This window comes from Listeria sp. SHR_NRA_18, from assembly GCF_003856515.1.
In the GTDB taxonomy this organism is placed as follows: Bacteria; Bacillota; Bacilli; order Lactobacillales; family Listeriaceae; genus Listeria_A; species Listeria_A newyorkensis.
In genome coordinates, this window is the sequence record NZ_QPKR01000014.1 from 20972 (window position 1) to 41450 (window position 20479).

At 44.1% G+C, this 20479-nt stretch carries 21 protein-coding genes; 12 read left to right on the forward strand and 9 right to left on the reverse strand.

Features of this window, described 5'->3' with window-relative positions:
- Window positions 1–44 precede the first annotated feature (44 nt).
- From DUK53_RS15665 to DUK53_RS15690, 6 genes are all read left to right on the forward strand, one after another.
- Window positions 45–713 carry a response regulator transcription factor gene (locus DUK53_RS15665; protein ID WP_036092385.1) on the forward strand — a complete coding sequence of 223 codons (669 nt, stop codon included), beginning with the start codon at window positions 45–47 and terminating at the stop codon, window positions 711–713.
- On the forward strand, window positions 688–2142 hold the full coding sequence (locus DUK53_RS15670) for a sensor histidine kinase (protein WP_052164826.1): 1455 nt from the start codon (window positions 688–690) through the stop codon (window positions 2140–2142). Before DUK53_RS15665 ends, DUK53_RS15670 begins: the two co-directional genes overlap by 26 nt.
- A 66-nt stretch (window positions 2143–2208) precedes the next feature.
- Complete coding sequence (locus tag DUK53_RS15675; protein ID WP_036092382.1) at window positions 2209–3630, forward strand: ABC transporter permease; 1422 nt, start codon at window positions 2209–2211, stop codon at window positions 3628–3630.
- Window positions 3631–3647: 17 nt separating this feature from the next.
- Window positions 3648–4325, forward strand: a complete 678-nt coding sequence (locus DUK53_RS15680) for an ABC transporter ATP-binding protein (protein ID WP_036092379.1) — start codon at window positions 3648–3650, stop codon at window positions 4323–4325.
- 147 nt (window positions 4326–4472) lie between these two features.
- Window positions 4473–5891 carry a PTS trehalose transporter subunit IIBC gene (gene treB, locus DUK53_RS15685; protein WP_036130514.1) on the forward strand — a complete coding sequence of 473 codons (1419 nt, stop codon included), beginning with the start codon at window positions 4473–4475 and terminating at the stop codon, window positions 5889–5891.
- Window positions 5892–5903: 12 nt separating this feature from the next.
- On the forward strand, window positions 5904–7577 hold the full coding sequence (locus tag DUK53_RS15690) for an alpha,alpha-phosphotrehalase (protein WP_036130511.1): 1674 nt from the start codon (window positions 5904–5906) through the stop codon (window positions 7575–7577).
- A gap of 242 nt (window positions 7578–7819) precedes the next feature.
- Here the strand turns inward: DUK53_RS15690 and DUK53_RS15695 are convergent, their stop codons facing one another.
- Both DUK53_RS15695 and DUK53_RS15700 read right to left on the reverse strand, forming a co-directional pair.
- A complete protein-coding gene (locus DUK53_RS15695) occupies window positions 7820–8590 on the reverse strand; it encodes a Cof-type HAD-IIB family hydrolase (protein ID WP_036130538.1) in 771 nt (256 codons plus the stop codon).
- 126 nt (window positions 8591–8716) lie between these two features.
- On the reverse strand, window positions 8717–9064 hold the full coding sequence (locus DUK53_RS15700; protein ID WP_036092373.1) for a hypothetical protein: 348 nt from the start codon (window positions 9062–9064) through the stop codon (window positions 8717–8719).
- A gap of 247 nt (window positions 9065–9311) precedes the next feature.
- Here DUK53_RS15700 and DUK53_RS15705 point away from each other — a divergent pair, with 247 nt between their 5' ends.
- The gene (locus DUK53_RS15705) at window positions 9312–9536 is read left to right on the forward strand and encodes a hypothetical protein (RefSeq protein WP_036092370.1); all 225 of its coding nucleotides are present in this window, start codon (window positions 9312–9314) and stop codon (window positions 9534–9536) included.
- A gap of 59 nt (window positions 9537–9595) precedes the next feature.
- Here the strand turns inward: DUK53_RS15705 and hemY are convergent, their stop codons facing one another.
- Genes hemY through hemE form a run of 3 tightly spaced genes read right to left on the reverse strand, consistent with a single transcriptional unit; the run spans window position 9596 to window position 13023 of the window.
- Complete coding sequence (gene hemY / locus DUK53_RS15710; RefSeq protein WP_036092366.1) at window positions 9596–11011, reverse strand: protoporphyrinogen oxidase; 1416 nt, start codon at window positions 11009–11011, stop codon at window positions 9596–9598.
- Window positions 11012–11044: 33 nt separating this feature from the next.
- The gene (gene hemH / locus DUK53_RS15715) at window positions 11045–11968 is read right to left on the reverse strand and encodes a ferrochelatase (protein ID WP_036130508.1); all 924 of its coding nucleotides are present in this window, start codon (window positions 11966–11968) and stop codon (window positions 11045–11047) included.
- Complete coding sequence (gene hemE, locus DUK53_RS15720; RefSeq protein ID WP_036130505.1) at window positions 11965–13023, reverse strand: uroporphyrinogen decarboxylase; 1059 nt, start codon at window positions 13021–13023, stop codon at window positions 11965–11967. Before hemE ends, hemH begins: the two co-directional genes overlap by 4 nt.
- 213 nt (window positions 13024–13236) lie before the next feature.
- Between hemE and DUK53_RS15725 the strand changes: the two genes are divergently transcribed.
- On the forward strand, window positions 13237–13740 hold the full coding sequence (locus DUK53_RS15725) for an antibiotic biosynthesis monooxygenase family protein (RefSeq protein ID WP_036092356.1): 504 nt from the start codon (window positions 13237–13239) through the stop codon (window positions 13738–13740).
- Between the two features lie 53 nt (window positions 13741–13793).
- Here DUK53_RS15725 and DUK53_RS15730 read toward each other — a convergent pair whose 3' ends face one another.
- Window positions 13794–15011: an ABC transporter permease gene (locus tag DUK53_RS15730; protein WP_036092353.1), complete on the reverse strand. Its 1218-nt coding sequence runs from the start codon at window positions 15009–15011 to the stop codon at window positions 13794–13796.
- A complete protein-coding gene (locus tag DUK53_RS15735) occupies window positions 15001–15750 on the reverse strand; it encodes an ABC transporter ATP-binding protein (protein WP_036092350.1) in 750 nt (249 codons plus the stop codon). Before DUK53_RS15735 ends, DUK53_RS15730 begins: the two co-directional genes overlap by 11 nt.
- A gap of 165 nt (window positions 15751–15915) precedes the next feature.
- On the opposite strand from DUK53_RS15735, the gene DUK53_RS15740 reads away from it, so the two are divergent.
- The 4 genes from DUK53_RS15740 to DUK53_RS15755 all read left to right on the forward strand — a co-directional run bounded on the left by DUK53_RS15740 (window position 15916) and on the right by DUK53_RS15755 (window position 18698).
- Window positions 15916–16335 carry an HIT family protein gene (locus DUK53_RS15740; protein ID WP_124893032.1) on the forward strand — a complete coding sequence of 140 codons (420 nt, stop codon included), beginning with the start codon at window positions 15916–15918 and terminating at the stop codon, window positions 16333–16335.
- Window positions 16336–16348: 13 nt separating this feature from the next.
- Window positions 16349–16720: a YtxH domain-containing protein gene (locus DUK53_RS15745; protein WP_036092345.1), complete on the forward strand. Its 372-nt coding sequence runs from the start codon at window positions 16349–16351 to the stop codon at window positions 16718–16720.
- 198 nt (window positions 16721–16918) lie between these two features.
- Complete coding sequence (locus DUK53_RS15750; RefSeq protein ID WP_036092343.1) at window positions 16919–17461, forward strand: DUF3267 domain-containing protein; 543 nt, start codon at window positions 16919–16921, stop codon at window positions 17459–17461.
- Window positions 17462–17807: 346 nt separating this feature from the next.
- Window positions 17808–18698, forward strand: coding sequence for a peptidylprolyl isomerase (locus DUK53_RS15755; protein ID WP_036092337.1), 891 nt, complete (start codon window positions 17808–17810; stop codon window positions 18696–18698).
- Between the two features lie 50 nt (window positions 18699–18748).
- Here DUK53_RS15755 and DUK53_RS15760 read toward each other — a convergent pair whose 3' ends face one another.
- A complete protein-coding gene (locus DUK53_RS15760) occupies window positions 18749–19129 on the reverse strand; it encodes a VOC family protein (RefSeq protein WP_036092335.1) in 381 nt (126 codons plus the stop codon).
- 395 nt (window positions 19130–19524) lie between these two features.
- Complete coding sequence (yhaM, locus tag DUK53_RS15765) at window positions 19525–20466, reverse strand: 3'-5' exoribonuclease YhaM (protein WP_036092427.1); 942 nt, start codon at window positions 20464–20466, stop codon at window positions 19525–19527.
- Window positions 20467–20479: the final 13 nt, after the last annotated feature.

Genomic DNA, 20479 nt, shown 5'->3' on the forward strand with positions numbered 1-20479 from the left:
TTGTACGCTATAATGAGGTGAGTCGTGTTTTCAAGGAGGTTTACATGAAGAAAATATTAGTTGTAGAAGATGATCCGAATATTCTGGAAGTCACCCGCGCATTCCTGATGGCAGAGGGATACGAGGTCTTTACATCCGAAAATGGGATGGAGGCTTTTGGCATTTTCGAATCGCAGACGTTTGACCTGATTATCATGGATATTATGATGCCAAAAATGGACGGCTACACGCTTTGTGAGCTCATTCGGACCAAATCAGACACCCCTATTTTAATGCTAACCGCGCTTGGTGAAGAAGATTCCGAATTAAAAGGTTTCGAACTAGGCGCCGATGATTATATTCAAAAACCTTTTTCCTATAAAGTGTTACTAAAACGCGTGGAGGCCTTACTTCGCCGTACTTCTTTGGGTCAGACGGATGAAGATGCGTCGGTTTTGAAACTGGCTGAAATCGAGCTAAATACCGAGACATTTCAAGTCACATCAAACGGTCAACCGGTCGAATTAACCCGAAAAGAATTCGATATTTTACGATTGCTGATGAAAAATCCAGGCCGCGTCTTCACTCGCGAAATGTTGCTGGAACAGGCCTGGGATTACGAATACATCGTTGACACGAAAATCATCAACACCCACATCAAGAATCTGCGCAAGAAACTCGCCACCGACAAAATCCAAACAGTGAGGGGTGCTGGCTATAAAATGGATCACTAAAATTCGCGCTAAAATCAGTGCTAAGATTTTTTTCATCACGTTGGCGCTATTACTCGTATTCACCGCCCTGATTTACGCGATGTTGCTCTTATTCCTGCCTAACTTTTACCTCGATTATAAAAAACAAAAATTAGAAAATGGCGCGGATTTGGTCGTGGCGGCATCAAAAACTGGCACATTAGATGACGTCGAATCCGCGATTGATGATTTTGCGTCGACGAATAACATCTCGCCGTTCTTATTGAATAGCATGAATCAAATTATTTACATCCCTTTTACCGAGATTAATACGATGGGGAAAGCTACAACTGCCATTACCACAGAAGCTCCTGTCGCCACTTTTTCATCCACGGGTGATACGAGTGTTGAGAAGAATTTGACGATTGATGGCGTCCCTTACACCTTACGTTATTTTATTAATATTCAACCGTTGACGGATATTTCGTCTGTATTACTGCTTTTTGCCCCCTACTTCTTGATTTTTGTGCTCATTCTCAGTTTTATCTCGGCTTACTTTTTCTCGAAAAGAACCGTGAAGCCGCTCTTGCGTATGAATGCTGTCGCGAATAAAATGGCGCGACTCGACTTCTCTGAGAATTTGCCGGTCAATTCAACGGACGAAATCGGCCAATTATCGCAACATCTCAATGAAATGGCGCATGAATTAGAAGGTACTTTAATCGATTTACAGCGAGTCAATGTGCAACTCGAAACGGAAATTGCGAAGGAACGTGCGCAGGAAGAGACGCGAAAACAGTTTATCACTGCTGTGTCGCATGAACTGAAATCACCTATCGCATCCGTGATGGGGCAACTCGAGGCGATGATTCACCGTGTTGGACCTTACAGCGATCGCGATACCTATCTGAAGCTTTCATACGAGACGATGGAGCAAATGTCCGCGCTCGTGCAAGACATGTTGGAAATATCTCGCGTGGATAGCGCTGATTTTGAGACGAGCAAAACTACCTTCGACCTTTCCGCTTTTATCACGGATTGCGTCCAACAAGAACAGTGGCATCCAGAAGCTGCGAATCGTCGCCTGAATAACCAAATCACGCCTGATATACACATTCATGCTAACCAAAAACTCGTCGAAAAAGCGATTTCGAACGTCATTCATAACGCCTTCCAATACTCTCAAAACGACGATACAATCGCCATCACGCTAACCACAACAACAGACGGCTGGCATTTTTCCATCTATAATGACGCACCAAAAATTCCAGACGAAGAAATCGCCAAACTTTTCGATGCGTTCTATCGTCTCGAGAAATCTGGGAATAAAACAACAGGCGGGAGCGGCATCGGGCTCTTCATCACCGCAACTTTCCTTGAGAAGTCAAAACTCGCCTATGCACTCGAAAATCAAGAACACGGCGTCCTATTCCGTATTTGGGAACCCAAATCCACTAAATCTACACATTAGGTCCACCATATCTCCATTTTCTTTCGGTAAAGTTAGTTTTATCAAAGAAATTGGAGGTTTTTTTATATGGATTTTATCAGAAGAGCATGCATCAGCATTTGGGCCAAGAAAGGGAAGTCGCTTCTCATGCTGATCCTACTATTTGTACTGTGTAGCCTTGTATTCGCAGGTTTCGCGATTCAATCAGCTACCGAAAAAAGCGCAGATATCGCCCGCAAAAAACTCGGTGGTGACGTCACGCTAAACTTAAATATGGACAAGCTAATGAAAGATATGGAAGCTGGAAAACAACCCGGCGAAATTCCCCCGCTTAAACTGGAAGCAATCAAAAAAGTAAAAGACTTAGAGCAAGTCGCAAGCTACCAATATCTCGTCGATGCTTCAGCCGCAAAAGTCGACAAAGGCCCCGTCAAATCCGAGAAAAAAGAGGATGCGGATGGCGGCGGAAATAGTATGACAGTCGCTGGTGGCGCAGACGGCCAAGCACAAATGCCAGACTTCATGCTGAGCGGTACGAACAACACGGATGGCCTCTCCACTTTTAAAAAGGGCAAAGAAAAAATCGTCTCTGGAAAAGGTATCACGAACAAAGATAAAGGCAATCTCGCTGTAATCGAAAAACGCTTTGCTGATCAGAACAAACTCAAAGTCGGCGATACGTTCAAACTAAAAGAAATGGAAACCAATAAACCTATCGAATTTACCGTTCATGGTATTTATACGAGCAATCAAGCCACCGGTTCCCAACAGTTCCCTGTAGATTTCATGGAGCCTGCCAATAAAATATACATGCCTATCGATGCCGCGATGCCATTCTCACATAACGGTTCCCTGACATCAGCAACCTACACCATGACCGATCCACAACTCATCAACGCCTTCAAAAAAGCAGCTTCTAAAGTAAGCGAGGTCGACAAAGATTTCTACAGATGGGATGCTAACGACGAAGCCTACAAAAAAATGATTACACCTATCCAAAATGTCGCTTCCTTCGCGAATATTATCGTTGTCATCACGGCACTTGCAGGCGGACTTATTTTAGCGCTACTCGTTCTACTATCGATTCGCGAACGCCGCTTTGAAATGGGTGTCCTACTATCACTCGGCGAAAATAAAGCCAAACTCATCGGACAATTCCTTGTCGAAGTCATCATTATCGGCATGATCGCCTTCTCCATCGCCTGCTTCACGAGCCAACCAATTGGGCAAGCGGTCACGAATCAAATGCTCGCAAAAGAAGTTCAACAAGCCAAAGATGACGAAGCTAATGAACCAAAATCAGGCGGAATGGTCGCCTCATTCGGTGGTTCCGACGAAGCCGATAAACCAAAAGGCGAAGCTATCGATTCAGTAAACGTCACCATTTCAAGACAAGACATGGTCGAAGTTGGCGGCATCGGCATGCTCGTTGTCATCATCGCAACCTTACTCCCATGCTTATTCATCATCAGACTCCAACCAAAAATGATCTTATCAAAAAATGATTAAAGGACAGGTGAACCAATATGGAAAACATTCTAAGTTTGAATAATATCTCGTACAAATACCAATCCGGTGGCAAAAGCCAAACCATTCTACTCGACACATCCTACTCCTTTGATGCCGGCACGTTCTATACCATTCTAGGCCCCTCAGGATCTGGAAAAACAACGATACTCTCCATCGCGTCAGGTCTCGATGTCCCAAGCGCCGGCCAAGTTTTATTCCAAAAACAAAGCCTCAACAAATCACTCAGCTTGCAAAAGTACCGCAAAAACCATTGCGCCATCATTTTTCAAGCGTACAATCTCATTCCCTACATGACCGCGCTGCAAAATGTCATCACCGCCATCGGCATCCAACACCCCGGCATGAAAAATAAGCGCGCCCATGCCGTCAAAGTTTTGACCGAAGTCGGGCTCACCGAAGACCAAATCAAGCGCCCAGTCTTGCAACTCAGCGGCGGACAACAACAACGTGTCACCATCGCCCGAGCCCTTTCCGGTAGCGCCCAGATCATCTTCGCCGACGAACCGACTGGAAATCTAGATGGCGAAACCGCAGAGAAAATCATCTACTTGTTCAAAGCACTCGCACATCAAAAAGGAAAATGCATTGTCATGGTAACGCACGATAAATCCATCGCTAAACAATCCGACATCACCTTAACACTAAAAGAAAAACAATTAATCCAAACATCGTAACCCCGAAACCTCGCCTTGGCGGGGTTTCTTTAAATTTGTTTAAACAAATTTAAAGAAAAGGCTTGCATAAGTTGTTTAAACAACTTATAATAAATCTAATGAAATCGATTACATTTTATAGTTAGCTCAGAAAGAGGGGAATTTAAGATGGCAAAGGTTACAAAAAAGAATGTTGCAGCGATTATTGAAGCAATTGGTGGCGAAGATAATATCAACATGGCGACGCACTGTATCTCCCGTCTCCGTTTTCAGCTCAAAGACGAATCCATTGTGGACGAAGAAGCACTAAAAGAAATCGACATTGTACGCGGTAATTTCAGCTCCAATGGCCAGTATCAAGTCGTTATCGGCCAAGGAACCGTCGACAAAGCTTACGAAGAACTCGTTCGCCAGACAAATGTCAAAGAAGTCACAACCGCAGAACTAAAAGAAGAAAACGCGAAAAAATTGAATCCACTGCAAAAAATCGTGAAAATGCTGGCCGATGTTTTCATTCCAATTTTGCCAGCGATTGTTGCTAGTGGTCTTTTACTCGGTATTAATAATGTGCTTGTTGGTGTTGGCATTTTTGTTGAGGGTAAATCGCTTGTTGATATGTATCCGAACTTGGCTAGTATTGCCGGGATGATTAGTATGATTGCTGGGACCGCCTTTGCTTTCTTGCCAGCGCTTGTTGGTTGGTCGGCGGTGAAATATTTCGGTGGAAACCCGCTGATGGGGATTGTGCTCGGGCTTGTGCTCGTGAATCCTGCGCTGATGAGTGCTTATGATATTGGCGTGAAGGAGCCGCATTACTGGAATTTCTTCGGGCTGGAAGTCGCGCAAATTGGCTACCAAGGTCAAGTATTGCCGGTTCTCGTGGCCTCTTGGGTATACGCTTCCATTGAAAAAGCGTTGCGTCGTGTAGTTGCGGATGCCTTCCAATTGTTGGTTGTCGCTCCTGTGACGCTGCTTGTGACGAGCGCCCTTTCCCTGATTGCGATTGGTCCGATTACATTATGGATTTCCAATTGGATTACGGACGGTATTGTTCATCTATCTAACATCTCACCGATGATTACCGGAGTTCTATTCGGCGCATGTTTTGCCCTACTCGTTATTACAGGAATGCATCACGCCTTTCTTGCCGTCAATTTGCAACTTATTTCAACAACTGGCAGAACGATGTTTTGGCCAATCCAAGCGCTTTCCGATACCGCACAAGGCTCGGCAGCTCTTGCCATGGCTTTTGTCACACGTGATAAAAAGAACCGTAGTATCGCGCTCACTTCCGCGCTTTCCGCCTATCTCGGCATCACAGAACCCGCGATGTTCGGAGTCAATTTACGCGCCAAGTACGCCTTCGTTTGTTCGATGATTGGCGCAGGGCTCGCAGGTGGTTTCATCGCGTACAATGGTGTCATCTCCCAATCCATTGGTGTCAGCGGCTTGTTCTCGATTCTGTCGATTACACGGGCTGGTTGGGGCGCCTACGCTATTGGCATGCTAATCGCGATTGGCGTACCATTTGTACTCACATTTATTATCGGAATGGCAAGACGAAAACAAGGAAATGCAGGATTTTAGGAGGATTTTTAGATGAATAACGAATGGTGGCAAAAAGGAACGGTTTACCAGATTTACCCGCGCAGTTTTAACGATACGAACGGTGATGGCATCGGGGATATCCGCGGTATTATTGAAAAATTAGATTACCTTGCAAAACTCGGCATCGATTTACTCTGGTTAACGCCAATGTACGTGTCGCCACAACGCGATAACGGCTACGATATTGCGGACTATTTCGCGATGGACCCGCAGTACGGAACGATGGCGGATTTTGAAGAACTTTTAGAAGAAGCGCACCGTCGTGGGTTGAAAATTATGATGGATATGGTCGTCAATCACACGTCCTACCAGCATCATTGGTTTCAGGAAGCGCTAAAGGGCAAGGATAATCCGTACCGCGATTACTATATTTGGAAAGACCCGGCGACAGGCGGCGGACCTCCGAATAACTGGCTATCGAAATTCAGCGGTTCGGCGTGGGAACTCGACGCGGCATCTGGCCAATACTACTTACATCTCTATGAAGTCGGCATGCCCGATTTAAACTGGGAAAACCCGAAACTGCAAGAAGAAATCTATCAAATGATGGCTTGGTGGGGCGAAAAAGGCATCGACGGCTTCCGTTTGGACGTCATTAATAATATCTCGAAAAATCCCGATTTCCCGAATGATTCCTTGGCAACCGCGCAAGACGATGGTCGTAAATTCTACGTTGATGGGCCGCATGTCCACGAGTATTTGCATCACATGAACCGTCGCGTTTTTGATAAATACAACCTCGTGACGGTTGGCGAAATGTCATCCACGACGCCGGAGCAATGCATCAAATATACGAATCCAGAACGACAAGAGCTTTCGATGGCCTTTAATTTTCATCACATGAAGGTCGATTATCCAGGCGGGAAAAAATGGGCTAGCGCGAAGTATCGCTTGACGGACTTGAAACGCATCATGGCAGAATGGCAATTAAAAATCGCGGCTGGCGGTGGCTGGAACGCCCTATTTTGGACGAATCATGATCAACCGCGGGCGTTGGCGCGTTTTGCTGATGATCAGGCGTATCGGGAACAGAGCGCGAAACTTTTAGCGATTATCCTGTTCGGCTTGCAAGGAACGACGTACATCTATCAAGGAGAGGAAATCGCGATGACCGATGCGAACTTCACGGATATTTCGCAGTATGATGACGCAGAATCACGGAATGCGTACAAGCAAATGCTTGCGGATGGCGTCTCCGAGACCGATGCCTTGCAGATTTTGCGTGAGAAATCACGTGAGAATTCGCGGATTCCGATGCAGTGGAATGACGGTCCAAATCATGGTTTCACAGATGGGACGCCTTGGCTGGCACCGATTCACGAAGATAGCTGGACCGTCGAGAAAGCCCTCGCGAATCCCGACTCGATTTTTTACACGTATCAGCGTTTAATCGCCTTGCGCCGCGGTCACGATATTTTTGCGAATGGTGATTTCGCGTTACTGGACGCCGCCAGCGAAACGATTTACGACTACGAGCGCCAATGGAACGGCGAAACATTGCTCGTAGTTGGTAATTTTAGCGCGGAGGAACAAGTTTGGAACCTTCCAGAACGCCACCACGATAAAAATTGCCAAATTCTCGAGTCCAACTATCCGCATAAGGCGATGACAAATAAGATCGTACTGCAACCATACGAGGCTTTGATGCTCCACCTAACAATCTAGAAAAACGGCTTTTTCATGATTTCCCGCACCAAAGACTACAAATTCGCTTTGCTTCAAAGAACCACAACAAATAAACCTTTACATTCCCCTTATCGCGTGGTAAGATTACTTCATGCGATGAGCCTACAAGCAGTGTGAAGATTCCACTGCCAACCTCTTAAACATCAATGCTTTGTGGAAGGCAGTTTAAGAGCGCTAGAAAAGACCAGATGAGCAATCATCTGGTCTTTTCATGTCTTCTTTTAAAGTAAACCACACAATCGCAGTCCTTTTTCAATCCCATCGCTATTATTATCCGCTGTCACAAACTCGGCTTTTTCCTTAAGCGCTGGCACTGCATTCTCCATCGCAATCGCGTGATCCACCGCCCCGAACATCTCCAAATCATTCATGCCATCGCCAAACGCATAAGTCGGAACATCCTCAAAACCCATCACTGTAAGCAACTTAGCAATGCCCTGCGCCTTCGAACCGCCCTTTGGCACCACATCATTACTAAACGGCGTATTGCGCACAAATTGGAAATAAGGAAAGCGCTCCGGAAAATAATCGTCCCCTTTTTCCAACAACAATAGCAACATATAAATCGGTTCCTTCAAATAAAGCGCCGCATCCACATCCGGCGATTCCTCACCCAAATACCGATAATGCTTCTCCATAACCTCATTTTGCGCCGTTCCACGAATTTTTGCCTCCGTATAAAAAGCCATTTCCACGTTTTGCGACTGCGCACCTTGGTGAAGCGCCTTAATCTCCTCCACATCAATCGGATTCGTATAAACCTCTTTTCCATCATACAAAACATACTGCCCGTTCATCGCAATCACAGACGTCATCTCCGTCGTCGCGAGTACATGCTCAATCTCGCATAACGTCCGCCCCGTCGCAATAATCGGCATGACATTTTTCACGCGCAATTCCCGTAACGCCCTCACCGAACTCTCCGCCACGACCGAATCACTCGTCAATAACGTCCCATCCAAATCAAAAAAACAAATCGCTGCTGGTTTCAACTCATCAAATCCCTTCTCCAAACAATGTATCTTCTCACAATACCATAACTTTGACATGCACGCATCGTTCCGCTTCCCAATCAAAAAACCGATTCGCATCCTATTTGGACACCAACCGGTTTTCGCTTACAAGTTACTATAATAAACATCACCAATTTTTAGCATTGCGCTAATCGTATTGTATTTCTCGTCACCAATATGAATCTTATCTTCTTCCTCTTGATAATGAATCGGCATGGACAAGATTGTTTCCTTATCCTGTTTAAAATAATGAGCATCCAAACCTAGCTTTTCAGTTATATTCACTATGTATTTATTGAATTTCGCATTACTTATGACTTTGCCATTCAAAATCGCTTCCGCCGTACTTTGAGAAAAATTCGTAGCCTTCGCAAAAGAGCGTTTCGTAAAGCCGTTCAATCTTATATATAAATTGATATTCTCTGCAATTCTTTTCTTTTCTAATCTATTCATTGTTTTTTCCTCCCGTAGTGGGTTTGTCTATAATGCTAGTATGCCCGAAGAAAATGAGAATATGATTAAAACTAGATAGTATTATGATAACAATTTTGAAAGCGTTTTATTTCATTGCGCTACAAGCTTTTCTAAGTACGCCAAAACCGACGCTTCCCAACCGAGTTTGAGTCTCTTAGATCTGCTCTCTCTATTTTTTTATGCTATGATTGGATTATAATACAAAAATAAGGAGATCCTACTTATCATGAATCACACAAAAATTCTATACAGTATTTTAATTTCTGGGCTTTTACTTTTATTAGCCTTTGGAGGAACGTATGCCGCTTTTATCGGATTAGGTTTCGTCTACGTCATTGCTCTTTTGGACGATATATTGGGTCGTAAACTCAGCGTGAAATCACTCCTCACCAAAACATTGCTATTGATCATCGGGCTACTATTATTAGCCTTGGTTCTAAGCTTCCTATGAAAAGATGCTTGTCACCGAACCAGATGTCAAGCATCTTCTTTTTTTATTGCCAAATCCCTCTAAACCCGCACGTCTAAATCATCCAAAAACGCCAAAACCGACGCCGTCCCGTCTTTCCCCTGCCGTACACATTCTGACAACTCGACGCCGTCAAACGATGCACCACCAGCAAAGACGCCCGGATAGGCTTCCCTAAATTCTTCAAAAATCGCTTCTTTGCGCTGCACATGTCCCACGGTATATTGCGGGATACTATTCCGCCACCGCGTAACCATCGTGTACTCCGGCGCCTGATTAATCGTCATAATCCGATTCAAATCGCTCAGAACCGTCTCCTCAATCGCCTTATCCGCCAGCTCCACGATCGATTCCTCTTTCCTACGACCAACAAACGCACGCAGCAAAATTTTATCATCAGGAACCGTATGCGGCCATTTTCGGTGAATCCAAGAACACGCCGTCATCGAAAAATCCTCATTTCGCGACACAACAAAACCGCTTCCCTTGATATCCTTCTCAATCGCCTCTTTCGGAAAAATCATCCCGACCGTCGCCACACTCGCAGCTGGAATCTCGCCAATATCCTCAAAAATCGCGTCATCTCGGAACATCGGAATAATCTCATGATACGGTAACGCGATAAAAATACTATCCGCCAAAAGCTTCTCCTGATTCGTCACCGTTAACTCATAGCCGCGCGTCTGCTTCGAAATTTTATGCACACGTTTGCCTTTTTTAATAATTTTAGCAGAGAGCTCTTTTTCCAGCGCCTCTACAATCGTCGTCAAACCTTGGCGCAGGGTCAAAAACGTCGATTCTGTGCTCTGTTTCGCCGTCGTTTCATTATAAATCGCGCGAATCCCTTTGATCAAACTACCATGCTCCCGCTCCAATTTTAAAAATTGCTCACCGGTCGCCTCAGCACTCATTTCATCCAGATCCCCTGCATAAATTCCTGACATCAGCGGCTCTAAAACATTGTCGACCATCTCATCCCCAACACGCGCACGCAAAAATGCCCCCAAAGACATATCCGCGCCGTCCACTTGCTGCTTTCCCATAAACAAATCACCCATCACGCGCAGTTTCCCACTCGCCGATAATAATCCGGTCTTGAAAAACGGACGGTATCGCGCTGGAATCCCCATAATCGAACCACGAGGAATCGCATGCAGTCCCTGTTTCGCGAGCACATAATTATCCCCCGTCGCATTCTCCACCAACTGGTCCGCAAGTCCAAGATCCCGTACCAATTCCTGCATCTCCGGTTTTCGCCGTAAAAACGAATCAGGTCCCCGCTCAATCACGTAGCCATCACGCCTCACGGTTTCGATCTTTCCCCCAACTTTTGTTCCAGCCTCCAACAACACTAATTCGTAGTCCAGTCCTTTTTTTTCAAGCTCCCTTTTCAAGTAAAACGTACTGGATAATCCTGTAATACCTCCACCAATCACAACTATCTTTTTCTTAACCACAGGAAACACTCACCTTTTTAATCATATTTCTCTCTATTTACTCCAATTTTTCCATACAACCGTTGCCAGCACATCTAAAAACTCTTTATCATCATTCGGCATCGGTGGACGGTGATATGTCGCTCCAATTTCGTCCGTCACAACTTTACACTCATAATCATTGTCGTACAGCACTTCCAAATGCTCCGCCACAAACCCCACCGGCGTATAAATGAAATGCTTGTAGCCATGCTCCTCAAATAAAGCACGCGTCAAATCCTGCACATCAGGGCCAAGCCAAGGCGTCCCAGTCTTGCCCTCACTTTGCCATCCCAACGCATAATGCGGCACGTCCACTTGATCAAAAATAAGTTTCGCCGTCTCCGCCAACTGGTCAGGGTACGGATCGCCGTGCTCTTTAATCTTCTCCGGTAAACTATGCGCCGAAACAACAAGCACCGTCTGATCCAGCTCCTCTTTTGGAATCGCCACATCATTAATACGTTCCGCCCACATCTCGATAAACGTCGGCTCATCATACCAACTATCAATCGTCTGAATCGTGGGCCCGCCAATCTCTTCCGTCTTCTTCAGCGCACGCCCATTATATTCCTTCACGCTAAAACTCGAATAATGCGGCGCCAAAATAATCGAAATTGCCTCTTCCACGCCATCATTTTTCATTTCCTGCACCGCATCTTCAATAAACGGCTCGATATGCTTCAACCCAATATATGTCTTAAATTCAACATCCGATTGTATACTATTCAACGTATCCGCCAACCCAAAAGCCTGTGCTTGCGTAATTTTAGCGAGCGGTGAAAGCCCCCCAATCGCATGGTAACGCGAACGAAGATCATCAATCAAATCCTGACTCGGCGTACGACCATGCCTAATATCCGTATAATAACGCTCAATATCCTCATCCTTATACGGCGTTCCATAAGCCATTACCAACAATCCAACCTTTTTACTCACTTGTCTCCACCCCTTAGTAAAATTTCACTTTGCGCGTGTACAAAAGCCGTTAATTCCTTCAACATCGCAGGCGACACCTCTGGAAAAACGCCATGTCCCAAATTAAAAATAAAGCCCGGTTCCTGCGTTCCTTCTGCTAAAATAAGTTCCGCTTGCGTCAAACACTTCTCACGCGCCAAAAGTAGCGATGGGTCCAGATTCCCCTGTAACGCCATGCCACCAGCTCGCGCTCTCGCATCCGCAATCGACATCCGCCAATCCACGCCAACAACGTCAACGCCAAGGTCTTGCCATTCCGCTAACAAATGCGTCGCGCCAACTGCTTGCATAATCACAGGCGTCATTGGACTCGCTTTCTTCACGGTCGCCACGATTTGCATGATTGCCGGTTTAATATATGTACGGTAGTCCGCCGCACTAAGCGCTCCAACCCACGAATCGAAAATCTGCACAGCACTCGCGCCAGCTTTAATTTGCGCTAACAAATAATCCGCCGTCATGACTGCCAATTTTTGCATCAGCATATGCCATTCCGCCTCGTGCGTATACATAAACGCCTTCGTTTGGTGGTAACTTTTCGATGGACCGCCTTCGATCATGTAACTCGCGAGCGTAAACGGCGCACCAGCAAAGCCAATAAGCGGTACACGAAGCTGCTCCTCCGTCAACAAACGAATCGTATCCAGTACATACGGCACATGCTCGTCCGCCTGAAACAACGCCAACCGTTCAATATCTTGGCCCGTTCGAATCGGATTCGCAATCACTGGCCCAACCCCACTCTTAATCTCCACATCCACACCCATTCCAGGCAGTGGCGTCATAATATCTTTATACAGAATCGCTGCATCCACACCATACTGCTCCACAGGAAGGCGCGTCACATAAGCACATAGCTCCGGCTGATGCGTAATTTCAAATAATGAATACTTTTCCTTAAGCTTACGATATTCTGGCTGTGAGCGCCCTGCTTGCCGCATATACCAAACCGGAATCCTATCCACAGATTCTTTTCTAGCGGCACGCAAAAATAAGTCATTCTCTAACTTTTTCATAACAAAACCCCTTCATTGTTCATTAAAGCACATAAATTTCGAGCACACTTTATAATTATTACAATGTACAGCATACCAAAAAATCGACGCAAAAACCAGATAAGTAGCTCCATAACGTTTTATTTTTGCAGAAAGAGGAATATAGTTGTACTATCTAGGTATGGAATAATTTATCCCTATTTTGTATAACATTTTAGAAAGAAGGCCATTATTATGAAATATGCGTATATCACAAGTGGAACTGAACATTATCTTCGTCAAATTCTTTCGGACAACCCGACCCGCGACATCATCCTGCTACACAATTTCGGCGACTCCCTTTTACTCGAAGAAACGACGGAATCAACCGTTTTCAAAGAAGGAACAGCTTACCGTATCAATCAAAGCTTTGGCGAAATAAAAGGCCATGGCACAGTGACATTCGAGTACCTATACCTACGTTCCGAAGAAATTCCGATTTTCCAGAAATTATACCAATCCATTTCGTTAACACTACACGAAGCACGCGGCTTACAATGCATGCAATTACTACAATCCAGAACCGAAAACAAGTATTTAATCATCACCTTCTGGAATAGCGGCGACGACTACCAACACTGGAAAAACGGCGCAGCACACAATAAAATCATGGATCTCATTCGCACCAACAGCTCACAAAGCGGTTTCTCGCACGTAGATGTTTATCACTTCCCAGAATACTTCCATGATGAGAAATAAAACCATTAAAAAATACGTTGTTGAAGCACGTTTTCAACAACGTATTTTTTTGCTCACTGGTAAATCTTCTTCACCCGATACGGCACATACACAAACGTAAACACCGCAACAAACGCCAAGTTTATCCCCAGTATAATCACGCCGCCAATCGATCCATTCTGCGCAATCCCGACAATCCCAAACAACAACGCCTGAGCCACGAGTAAAATCCGCAAAAAGTGAATGAACGAACGCCGTCTGAAATGGTCATCAATCGGATACAGTTTCAACATGACCTGCCCATCGAAATGGCGCAACATCGGGATGAACTGGAATCCTGTCAAATAAATAAACAGCAGCGAAAAGATAATATTGAGATAGAATCCTTGTACAAAAACGAGCAACAAGAACGCAATCACAGTTAAACGCACATACAATCCCATAAATTCATTCGTCCGCACAAACGTACGGCTCCACAAATACGCAAAACTCTTCTCTTTCGCATACGGAATCGGACGATACAAGAAATCCAAATATGCACGACGGCGCACGGTTCCTTTTAGATGAGGGACATCCGTAAACAAGTTCGCCAGACGATAGAACCTGTTCATCCGCGCTTCCTCTTTATCAATCAAGTACTCCCACTTAATCGTCAGCCCCACCGTTTTGCGCTTCATCCAAACATAACTCGCGAGTAGCACAACCAATGCGACCGGAATCGACCAAATCAAGTTGAACGCCAGCACCAAATAAAGCAGCGCCGCACTCACGATAACCCGCGTAAACAACCACGTCGTATCTGTATTCTCAAGCTTCATCGTCTCCCACTGGAAATACACATTCCACAGTTTGATCAAAAGCATCACGAGTAATAACGGGAAAAATCGCGAAAAACTAAATCCAGTCACGGCGGCGTACATCGGCATACATGCGGCTAAAACTAAAATAAAGATATAAATCTGCATCCAGAAACTAGCTATATTCGCCTTTTTGAAATACTGATTCATCGCTTTTTCCTGTACAATCAAGTAAACCGCATCCGGCCGTTTGAGCAACGTATTAATCGTCGTCACCGCAATCGCCGCCGTTAACAAAATCACCATCAACGGAATCGCCGGAAACACAGGCGTCAGCGTCTTCACCCAGCCAGAATACGAGTAAACGAACGCCCCAACACCAATAATCAACACGAACAGCAGATGGTCATTCAACATATAGCGCATGTATCGGCTAACTTCTTCCATATAACTACCAAAACGCTTCTTAAACAAACCTACCGCATCAAACTTCATCGGCCTGCTCTTCTTCCCTTGTTAATTGTACGTAAATCTCATCCAACGAGGCTCCTGGCATTTCAAAATCCGCCTGCAAATCAGCGAGTGTCCCTTGCGCGCGAATAATCCCATCATGCAAAATAATAAAGCTATCACAATACTTCTCCGCCGTAGCCAAAATATGCGTCGACATCAAAATACTAGCACCCGTATCCTTCATCTCCTCAATCCACTGCAACAGCGACTGAATACCAAGCGGATCAAGTCCCACAAACGGCTCATCGATAATATACAAATTCGGCTCAATCAAAAACGCCGACATAATCATCACCTTCTGCTTCATCCCTTTTGAAAAATGCGCAGGAAACCAGTTCAGCTTTTTCTCCAAACGAAATTCTTTAAGCAACGGCGCCATTCGCGTCTTCATTTCCTCTTCCGTCAAACCGTAAGCCATCGCCGTCAGCTCCAAATGCTCTTTTAGCGTCAACTCTTCATACAGCACCGGCGTTTCCGGAATGTAGGCGAACTGTTTGCGATACTCCTCCGTATTTTCCGTCAGCGTATGCCCATTAATCGTGATAGTGCCTTTCTTCTGCTGCATCAACCCTGTAATATGTTTAATCGTTGTACTTTTACCAGCACCATTCAAACCGATCAACCCGACGATTTGGCGCTCCTCAATTGTAAAGGAAATATCTTTTAAAACCGGACGTTTCGTATAGCCACCAGTTAAATTCTGAACCTCCACTAAAGCCATGTTATCACTCCTATTATCCATCTTATTGTCCCTATAATAGCACAGTTGATACCGTTTTCGCTATAAATTCACTATTTTGACCTTGTTTCAGACATGCGTTTTCCGCGTTTTTATGGTACATTAGATACAAAGAGAGTGAATTTATTCGGAGGTGTCTAATTCAATATGGATGATTGTATTTTCTGCAAAATAGTAAACGGCGAGATTCCTTCTGCTAAAGTTTACGAAGATGACCAAGTATACGCTTTTCTTGATTTAGGACAAGTAACAGAAGGCCACACGCTGGTCATTCTAAAACAACACGCGCGCAATATTTTTGATTTGCCGGAAGAAACGGCCGCAGAAATTTTCAGACGTGTTCCGAAGATCGCGGCAGGCCTCAAAAAAGCCTTGCCATTAAAAGGACTCAACATTCTGAATAACAATGAAGAAATTGCGTCACAAAGCGTCTTTCATTATCATATTCATCTTATTCCCCGCTATACAAATAAAGATGATTTCGGCTTGAAATGGGCGGACAATGCCAACTGGTATTCCAAAGAAGCCTTCCAAGAGCTAGCCGACAAAATTGCCAAAGAAGTCTAAAGGAGTGTTAAATATGAATGCAAAATCCGTACTACTCGGCGTACTTATCGGCGGTCTCACAAGCGCCGCGACAGCTATTATGTTAGCACCTAAATCAGGTCGCGAACTGCGTCAAGATATCGCCTCTAAATCAGGTGAAGCGAGCGTTATTTTGAAAGAACTAGCCTACAATGCGACAGATTTATTCCAATCCGTTCAAGTTTTAGGAACAGAAGGCACGACTTTACTAAAAGATTTATCTACAGACATCAAAGAATCCGTTGCCAACTGGAACGAGGAAATGGAGCCCGAAAAAGCCCGCCTCAAAGACGAGATTAAAGATATGCAAAAAACGATCTCAGATTTAGAAAAAACACTAAAAAAAGACAAAAAAGAAAACAAATAAAAGAAAAGGCGCAAATCGTTCTCTCGCAGGACTTTTGCGCCTTTTCTAATAGTGTAAAAAGCTACATTTGTCACAGTTTATTCACAGCGCATGATTTATTAGTCGAAAAGGGGTTGAAAAAAAGCGCCGCAGGGACTACAATACTAAGGTGATCCAAGGAGGTTACTATTTTATTATGTACTGGAGGATTAGTTATCCATGCGTTGTTTAAAGACAATTAATGTGGAACGAAGAGATGAGTATAATCGCGTCTTTTTTAAATCCAGCTTAATTTCACTTCTCGTGATGTGCATCCTATTTTTAATTGAAAATCTGGTTTTTCCTGGCCAATTTGTGATGGTTTTTGAATTGCCGACGTTTATTGCTTTGCTTCTATTGTATCCGATTCATAAAGGGCTTCATTTACTCGCCTTATTGCGTTATCGTGATGGCGTGCAGATGCGCTTTAAACGGCACTTCTACATCGTGCCATGCTTACAAGTGAAAGTAAAACGCGTCATCCCGAAATGGCAATACATTGCGTCACTTGCCTTGCCATTTGTCGTTATCTCAGCGCTACTAATTGTTGCCATGATTGCGACACCTGTACTCCACTCGCCACTCTTTCTTATTTTGATTGCGATCCATGCAGGCATGTGCTACCCAGATTTCATTCATATTAGAAACATTATCGGAACACCAAAACACACTTTTGTAGAAGATGCTGATCGCGGCTTTTCGGTGCTTGTTTCAGAAGAGTAAGGAGGGATACAGTGTTACTTTACGTCTTGTACACCGTTTTTGGAGTCGTCGCTTTATTAGCTTTTAATTTGTTAGTCGAGCGTTACGCCACAAAACAAGATTTTAACCCAAGACAATGTCAATTATTTTATCGAATTGTGAATGTCACCGTCCTGTTGCTTCTGTTTTCAGCGACCTTAGAAGGAACTATGTTATCCTGAGGAAACGCCATGTGAGAGAAGCAACTGGCAAGATTAGAAATAGATTAGATTTTTGACATTTTACTTTATTATCACCCATTATGTGGTATGATAAGTATGTAGTTAAGCAGAACTTATTTAAAACTTTGAGGAGCGTGTATTATTTAATGAAGAAGAAATTAGTATTAGGTATGGTATCAATGATGGGTCTATTCAGCTTAGCAGCTTGTGGAAATTCAGCGAACGATGCTGTTGTTGAAACCAAAGCAGGAGACGTAACACAACAAGAACTTTACGATGCAATGAAAGCTAAAGTCGGCGATCAATATGTATCGCAATTAGCCATGACGAAGATTCTTGAAGATAAATACAAAGTAACAGACAAAGAAATCGATGCAGCTTACAAGACTTTCGAAGACCAATATGGTGACCAACTTGCGAGCATGTTACAACAAAGTGGTTACACTGAGAAATCATTCAAGTCTGACTACCTGAAATTCGATCTATTAAGCACAAAAGCAGCAGAAGCTTCTGTTGATACTAGCGATAAAGCATTAGAAGCATATTACAAAACGTGGCAACCAAACATCACAGTAGAACACATCTTAGTTGCTGACAAAGCGAAAGCAGATGAGCTTCACAAGAAAGTAACAACTGGCGGTAACTTTGAAGAATTAGCAAAAGCTAACTCTACAGACACAGGTTCTGCTACACAAGGCGGTAAATTAGCTCCATTCGGTCCTGGTAAAATGTTACCACAATTCGAAAAAGCAGCTTACGCATTGAAAAACAAAGGTGACATCAGCCCAGTTGTTAAAACAGACGCTGGTTACCACATCATCAAAATGTTAGACCACCCAGCAAAAACTGACTTTGCAAAAGACAAAGCACAAGTGAAGAAAGACTACTTGGCATCAAAAGTAACTGCTGAATCAAAAACTGCAGCACTAGAAAAACTTTACAAAAAAGCTGACGTTAAAATTGATGACAAAGATTTGAAAGATGCATTCAAGCAATATGACGGATCCGCATCAACTGATTCATCAACAACTAAGTAATAAATAGTAGAAGACCTGAAATCTGTGATGGATTTCAGGTCTTCTTTTGCTTATTTTTGAAGGATTGCAAAATAATTGTTTTCAGGATCAGCGAAGTTGAAAACGCGGCCCATGTTTGGAATATCTACAAGCGCACCAACTGTAACACCTTTTGCTTTAAAGTCTTCATACATTGCATCTAGATTATCCCCATAGAGTAAGATTGATGGCGTTCCCAAGTTCATCTCAGGTTGAGCTTTGGCCACTGCCACTTTATCTTGAAGAACAAATGTCGTTGCAGCATCTTTGGTTGGCGCGATTTCAATCCAGCGTTCTGGTGCACCGGCTGCGTTTTCAGATTTAATTACGAATCCTACTTTTTCTGTCCAAAATTTCGCAACTGCCTCTTGATCGTTGACGTAAATCATCACTTGCCCGATTTTATTAATCATGTCTTATTCCTCTTTTCTTTTGCTTTTTGATTGCTTGTTTGAGCGCATGTTATGAGTCTTGGAAAATATATCTCCATTTCAAGTGAATAATGAAGCTATCTTCCCGTTCTCCGCCTCTCGCACTCATATGGAGATACTATGCTGCTTTTTAGAGTCTCCATATGAGTGCGAGAAACGTGAGCATGTAACCCCATGACCTGCGCCTCCGATCTAGCTTCAACGACCAACTCCTCGAAAACATCATGCCCTCCACAAAAAGCAAGTACGGCTTTTTGTTGTAACTCTTATGGGGCATCGTTTGCCGATTTAGAGCCTCAATACGAGTGTGAACAGAGTGAGCAGAGTGAGCATTCGTCCCTTGCCTTCTGTCGAGTCTAACGGGCCGTTTCAGCTTTTCATTTAAAATTAGGATTATAAAACGACCGATTATCCAACCCAAACACCCGCTCTGAAAACTCGCCAGGTTTCGTATGACGCAACGCCTTGTCCATCATGTTCATCGTCGCATCCATCAAATCAATCTGATGCAAAATCTCAGCCTCTCTCACAAGCGGCGGTTTAGGGCTACCCCACTCGCCTTTCCCATGATGACTCAAAAGAACATGCTTCAATATCACAACTTCCTCACCATCAATCCCAAGCTCATCCGCCATCTTGCTCACTTCTTCTACCACAATCGAAATATGACCAATCAAATTCCCTTCCAATGTATATGTAGTAGAAATCGGCCCAGAAAGCTCAATCACTTTTCCTAAATCGTGCAAAATCACGCCAGCATACAATAAATCACGATTCACTGTCGGATACAAATCCGCAATCGATTTCGCCAATCGCAACATCGATACCACATGAAAACTAAGCCCCGAAACAAATTCATGGTGATGCCTCACAGCCGCCGGATAATCAAAAAAATCATCCTGATACTTCTTCAAAAGCGCCCGCGTAATCCGCTGTAAATTCGGATTTTGCATCTCAAAAATATACTTCGTTACCTCTTCACTCATCTCCGCCTTATCAATCGGCGCCGTCTCCATAAACTGTCCAATACTCACACCATCAAGCCCTGATGACTGACGAATTTGGCGAATTTTCAACTGTTTTCTACCACGATAATTCTGCACTTCCCCAACAATATTCACGATATTTTGGCTCGCATAATTTTCCTCATCACTGTCCGAGATATCCCACAGTTTCGCTTCCAATTCCCCCGATTTATCCTGTAAAACTAATGATAAAAAAGGCTTCCCATTGCTCGCGATTCCCTTCGTACTCGATTTTATTAATAGAAACAAATCAAGTCCTTCTCCAACTTCATAATCCAGTAATTTCTTATCCATCTTCAGATCGCCT

Coding starts and splice junctions, on each gene's coding strand:
- DUK53_RS15665 (WP_036092385.1), top strand. CDS start 45: ATGAAGAAAATATTAGTTGTAGAAGATGATCCGAATATTCTGGAAGTC.
- DUK53_RS15675 (WP_036092382.1), top strand. CDS start 2,209: ATGGATTTTATCAGAAGAGCATGCATCAGCATTTGGGCCAAGAAAGGG.
- DUK53_RS15680 (WP_036092379.1), top strand. CDS start 3,648: ATGGAAAACATTCTAAGTTTGAATAATATCTCGTACAAATACCAATCC.
- treB (WP_036130514.1), top strand. CDS start 4,473: ATGGCAAAGGTTACAAAAAAGAATGTTGCAGCGATTATTGAAGCAATT.
- DUK53_RS15690 (WP_036130511.1), top strand. CDS start 5,904: ATGAATAACGAATGGTGGCAAAAAGGAACGGTTTACCAGATTTACCCG.
- DUK53_RS15700 (WP_036092373.1), bottom strand. CDS start 9,064: ATGAATAGATTAGAAAAGAAAAGAATTGCAGAGAATATCAATTTATAT.
- DUK53_RS15705 (WP_036092370.1), top strand. CDS start 9,312: ATGAATCACACAAAAATTCTATACAGTATTTTAATTTCTGGGCTTTTA.
- hemE (WP_036130505.1), bottom strand. CDS start 13,023: ATGAAAAAGTTAGAGAATGACTTATTTTTGCGTGCCGCTAGAAAAGAA.
- DUK53_RS15725 (WP_036092356.1), top strand. CDS start 13,237: ATGAAATATGCGTATATCACAAGTGGAACTGAACATTATCTTCGTCAA.
- DUK53_RS15730 (WP_036092353.1), bottom strand. CDS start 15,011: ATGAAGTTTGATGCGGTAGGTTTGTTTAAGAAGCGTTTTGGTAGTTAT.
- DUK53_RS15735 (WP_036092350.1), bottom strand. CDS start 15,750: ATGGCTTTAGTGGAGGTTCAGAATTTAACTGGTGGCTATACGAAACGT.
- DUK53_RS15740 (WP_124893032.1), top strand. CDS start 15,916: ATGGATGATTGTATTTTCTGCAAAATAGTAAACGGCGAGATTCCTTCT.
- DUK53_RS15745 (WP_036092345.1), top strand. CDS start 16,349: ATGAATGCAAAATCCGTACTACTCGGCGTACTTATCGGCGGTCTCACA.
- DUK53_RS15750 (WP_036092343.1), top strand. CDS start 16,919: ATGCGTTGTTTAAAGACAATTAATGTGGAACGAAGAGATGAGTATAAT.
- DUK53_RS15755 (WP_036092337.1), top strand. CDS start 17,808: ATGAAGAAGAAATTAGTATTAGGTATGGTATCAATGATGGGTCTATTC.
- DUK53_RS15760 (WP_036092335.1), bottom strand. CDS start 19,129: ATGATTAATAAAATCGGGCAAGTGATGATTTACGTCAACGATCAAGAG.
- yhaM (WP_036092427.1), bottom strand. CDS start 20,466: ATGGATAAGAAATTACTGGATTATGAAGTTGGAGAAGGACTTGATTTG.